General features: G+C 53.9%; 1 protein-coding gene. It reads left to right on the top strand.

The genetic code is table 11. The features are described 5' to 3' along the window. Positions 1 to 64: 64 nt before the first annotated feature. A protein-coding gene (locus ACZRKZ_RS27730; RefSeq protein WP_087148787.1) for an IS3 family transposase occupies positions 65 to 1,227 on the top strand; the annotation gives its coding sequence in 2 pieces (ribosomal slippage) (positions 65 to 320 and positions 320 to 1,227; 1,164 coding nt in all). Positions 1,228 to 1,235 lie beyond the last annotated feature (8 nt).

Genomic DNA, 1,235 nt, shown 5'->3' with positions numbered 1-1,235 from the left:
TGTAGTGGTCTAATGAAACCGGACACTCATTTAGGCGAGAATGCTCGCCATATCGAGGTGTCAGATGACCAAGCAACGTCGTGTCTTTTCCGCTGAATTCAAACGCGAGGCTGCTGACCTCGTACTCAAACAAAATTACAGCTGCATCGAAGCCAGTCGTTCACTCGGCATTGGCGAGTCGGCCCTGCGCCGTTGGGTCAGTCAGCTTCTGCAGGAACGCACAGGCGTCACCCCGCAGAGCAAGGCGCTCACCCCAGAGCAGCAAAAGATCCAGGAACTGGAAGCCCGAATCGCCCGTCTTGAACGAGAGAAATCGATATTAAAAAAGGCTACCGCGCTCTTGATGTCGGAAGATCTCGAGCGTTCGCACTGATCCATCAGCTAAGCGCCCATGAACCTGTTGACTGCTTGTGCGAGGTGTTCGAAATCACCCGTTCGACTTACTACGCCCATCACCTCAGGCGGCGTTCTCCGGGCGTTGAGAGAATTCGATTACGCAGTCGAGTCAACGAACTGTTCACCCAGAGCCGAAACGCTGCTGGCAGCCGAAGTATCGTGTCGATGATGCAGGATGATGGCGAGCAGATCGGGCGTTTCAAGGTGCGAGGCTTGATGCGGGAACTGGGGTTGATCAGCAAGCAGCCTGGCTCGCATGCCTACAAAAAAGCAACGGTCGAGCGGCCTGACATTCCAAATACACTGAATCGTAAATTCGATGTTCCCGAGCCAAACAAGGTTTGGTGCGGTGACATCACCTACATCTGGGCGCAAGGGAAATGGCACTACCTGGCCGTGGTTATGGATCTCTATGCTCGCCGGATAGTGGGCTGGGCGTTATCAGGAAACCCGGATGCTGACTTGGTCACCAAAGCACTGGATATGGCCTATGAGCAACGCGGGAAGCCTCAAGGGCTGCTGTTTCATTCGGATCAGGGATCGCAATATGGAAGTCGCCACTTCCGTCAGCGTCTGTGGCGGTACCGCATCAGCCAGAGCATGAGTCGCCGGGGCAATTGCTACGACAACTCGCCGATGGAGCGAGTATTTCGCAGCTTGAAAACCGAGTGGATACCTTCAGTGGGTTATATGTCGGTTCAGCAGGCACAACGAGACATCAGTCATTATTTGATGCATCGCTACAACTGGATACGGCCTCATCAATTTAATGGCGGGCTAACGCCGGCTCAGGCCGAGAAAAAACTTAACGTCGTGTCCGGGATTAGTTGACCACTACA

Source organism: Pseudomonas sp. c313 (assembly GCF_055407145.1).
Note: the sequence above shows the minus strand (reverse complement) of the source record. Positions and strands in the feature narration are given on the sequence as shown.